At 70.7% G+C, this 3,508-nt stretch carries 4 protein-coding genes; all 4 read right to left on the reverse strand.

Going from position 1 to position 3,508, the window contains the following annotated elements; genetic code table 11:
- On the reverse strand, positions 1-859 hold an 859-nt coding region (locus B8460_RS08445; protein ID WP_277813954.1), incomplete at its 3' end, for a nitrogenase component 1.
- Complete coding sequence (locus tag B8460_RS08450) at positions 856-1,881, reverse strand: chlorophyllide a reductase iron protein subunit X (protein ID WP_048861150.1); 1,026 nt, start codon at positions 1,879-1,881, stop codon at positions 856-858. The genes B8460_RS08445 and B8460_RS08450, both read right to left, overlap by 4 nt.
- Positions 1,878-2,816, reverse strand: a complete 939-nt coding sequence (gene bchC / locus B8460_RS08455; protein WP_048861151.1) for a chlorophyll synthesis pathway protein BchC — start codon at positions 2,814-2,816, stop codon at positions 1,878-1,880. Before bchC ends, B8460_RS08450 begins: the two co-directional genes overlap by 4 nt.
- Before the next feature lie 74 nt (positions 2,817-2,890).
- The coding region (locus tag B8460_RS08460; RefSeq protein WP_048861153.1) for a methyltransferase at positions 2,891-3,508 on the reverse strand (618 nt) is incomplete at its 5' end.

Raw genomic sequence — 3,508 nt, forward strand, 5'->3', positions numbered from 1 at the left:
CGATCGCGTCGAGCCAGGCCGCCGTGCCGTCGACGCCGACCGGCGCGGAGCCCACGACCGGACGGCCGGCCGCGCGCAGCTCGCGGATGGATGCGGTATAGAACGGATGGATCGCGCCCGCCGCGACGCAGTCCAGCGCGGCATACAGGTCGCGCCACTCGCGCGTCGGCACCGGCGGCGCGAGGGCGAGTTCCATTGGCGCCAGCATCGCGGCGACCCCCGGCGGATCGGCCGGGAACATCTCGCCGATCAGGGTGACGGCGCGCTGATCGTTGGCGACATGGCGCGGCCGCGCCACCGGGCCGTCCTCGGCCTCCAGCCGCGCATAACGCAGCATCGCGCCGGCCAGCACGTCCTTCGCCTCGGCATGCGTCGGGACGCCGAAGCCCGGCACGTCGATGCCGATGACGCGCACGCCGTTGATCTGCTTCGGCAGCAGGTCGAGCGGCACGCCCGAGGCGGTCGGCACGCACAGGTTGATGACGACGATGGCGTCGTATTCGTCGGGCTTCGCCATGTCGAACACGGCGTTGCGGATGTCCTCGAACAGCTGGCCGCGCACCAGGCTTTCGGAGTTGAACGGCACGTACCCGACGCTGCGCCGCGCGCCGTAGAAATGCGAGGTGAAGGTCAGGCCGTATACGCAGCACGCCGAGCCCGACAGGATCGTCGCCGTGCGCCGCATCCGGAGCCCCACGCGGAGGCTGCCGAAGGCCGGGCACATCGACTGCGGCTGGTCATGCGGGCCGCGCGGATAGTCGGCGAGCATCCGCGCGATCGCGTCCGTCTTGCCGGCGGCCTGCGCCGCCTCCAGCATCGTCTCGCGTCCGCCGTGACACCCGCCGTCGGCCATGGTCATGCGCCCTCGTAGAGGACTTCGAGGGACGGGCGGGTGTTGACGCTGGCCGCGCACATGTCGTCGGTCGTCGCCGGCACGAGCGTGACACCGCGTCCGACGGCGTCGCCCTTGAACAGATCGAGCAGCCCCTCGTGCGTCAGCGGATGCGGGCGCACCGGCGGCGCGATCGCGACCTGCTCGGCCAGCATCTCGAACATCGGGGCCCAGCGGCCGCCGGGCTGGCCGACGATTTCGTAATTGGCGCTCTTGCGGCGGATGTCGTCGTCGGCGGGGATCGCCGACAGCACCGGGATGCCGACCTTATCGGCAAAGGCCTGCGCCTCGCCGGTGCCGTCGTCCTTGTTGATGACCATGCCGGCCACGCCGACATTGCCGCCGAGCTTGCGGAAGTAGTCGACCGCCGAGCAGACGTTGTTGGCCACGTAGAGCGATTGCAGGTCGTTCGAGCCGACGACGATGACCTTCTGGCACATGTCGCGGGCGATCGGCAGGCCGAAGCCGCCGCACACCACGTCGCCCAGGAAGTCGAGCAGCACGTAGTCGAAGCCCCATTCGTGAAAGCCCAGCTTCTCCAGCAGTTCGAAGCCGTGGATGATGCCGCGCCCGCCGCAGCCGCGGCCGACCTCGGGGCCGCCGAGCTCCATCGCGAACACGCCGTCGCGCTTGAAGCACACGTCGCCGATCGCGACCTGCTCGCCGGCCGCCTTTTTCTTCGACGACGTTTCAATGATGGTCGGGCAGGACCGGCCGCCGAACAGCAGCGACGTCGTGTCGCTTTTCGGGTCGCAGCCGATCAGCAACACGCGCTTGCCCTGCTGCGCCATGGTGTAGGACAGGTTCGCGAGCGTGAAGCTCTTGCCGATGCCGCCCTTGCCGTAGATGGCGATGATCTGCGTCTCCTTGGTGGCCGGCGCCGCGACCGGCACCTCCGGCTCGATCGACGCTTCCTCGCGCAGCGCGGCGTGCATCGCCTCGCTCGCGGGCGCCGGCCCGGACACGCGGCGGATGACGGGTGCGTTCATGCGCAAAGTCTCCAATCGAGAACCATTTTGAGGCAGTCGGGATCGTTGAAGGCGGTCCGGTAAGCCCGCGCGGCGTCGCCCGCGAACTCCTCGTGCGTGACGAGCCCCTCGAGCGAGAGACGCCCGGTATCGATCAATGCCCGCACCGCGGTCATCGCGGGCCGGCGCCATTCGGCGGCGACGCGCAGCCGCGCCTCGCGCATGAAGGCGGGCGGGAAGGCAAAGGACAGACGGTCGGCGTAGAACCCGGCGAGGACGATCTCGCCGCCATGCGCGAGGCGGCCGATCAGGGCGTCGAGCTGCGCGCCGTCACCGCTCGCATCGACGATGCAACGGTAGTCGCGCCGCGTATCCAGCTCCGGATCGATGACGACATAGCCCTCGGCGCCGCCGCGACGGGCGGCCGTGCGCTCCCACACGACGGGCGCGGCGCCGCGCGTCACCGCGAGCCGCGCCAGCAGGCGGCCGAGCACGCCGTGGCCGATGATCAGGTCGGGCTGGGGGGCATCCTCGGCCGGGAGGGCGTTGTAGGCGGTCGCCGCCAGCGCCATCAGCGTGCCGCAGGCCCCGAGCGCGGGGTCGATCGGCCACACCCGATCGGCGCCGGTCACCAGCCGCCCGGCGGCGCCGCCGAACAGCGCCCGCACCTCGCCGAAGCAGCGGGCACCCGGCACGTAGACCGTCTGTCCGACACGCAGGCCGGAGGCGACCGGGGCGCGGATCACCTGACCCACCGACTCGTAGCCAGGCACCAGCGGGTAGCCCATGCCGGGGAAGTCGGGCATCGCGCCGGTCCAGAGAAGCCGCTCCGTCCCCGTGCTGATACCGCTCCAGCAGACTTCAACGACGACGTCATCCTCACCCGGGGCATCGAGCACGATCCGCCGGAGATCCAGGCGGTGCGGCTCTTCCAAAATGACAGCAGTGGTGTCCATCACGCGCTCCGAAGGATCAAAGGCGTCTGGCTGTAAGTCAGCCTAGACTGACATGTCTGAGTGTCAAGGAACATTTACAGGGCATTGTCACGACATTGCGCGACCGCAATGCCGGTAATCAGGGACGTGTGGGTGGGCAGGAAGCGGGGCCGGTCGAAGCCGGCCGCGTGCAGCAGGGCGGCAATCTCCGCCGGCGCCCGCGCCCGTCCGCTGCCCATCGCCAGGAGATAAAAGCCGAAATACGCCTCGCCGACCGGTTCCGCCCCGGGGGCGCCGGCCATCGGCTCGATCAGCAGCAGGGTGCCGTCGCGCGGCAGCGCCGCCCGCACCGCCCGCAAGATGACCAGCGCGCGCGCGTCATCGTGATCGTGCAGGACGCGCACGAGGGTCGCGATATCGGCCCCCTGCGGCAGCGGATCGGACAGGAAGCTGCCGCCATGGACGACGGCGCGATCGGCCATGCAGGCGGCGGCGAACAGTCCCGGCGCCTCGGCCACCACCGACGGCAGGTCGAACAGATGCAGGTCGAGCCGCGGCGCCCGCGCGCCGACCGCGCGCAGGAACGCGCCGTTCCCGCCGCCGACATCGAGCAGCCGGCGATGGCGCCCGAAATCGTAGGCGTCCAGCGCCTCGGCCGCGACGGCCGGCTGCGACGCCGCCATCAGCGTGGTGTAGCGGCGCGTCACCTCGGC

This window comes from Acidisphaera rubrifaciens HS-AP3, from assembly GCF_000964365.1.
Taxonomy (GTDB): Bacteria; Pseudomonadota; Alphaproteobacteria; order Acetobacterales; family Acetobacteraceae; genus Acidisphaera; species Acidisphaera rubrifaciens.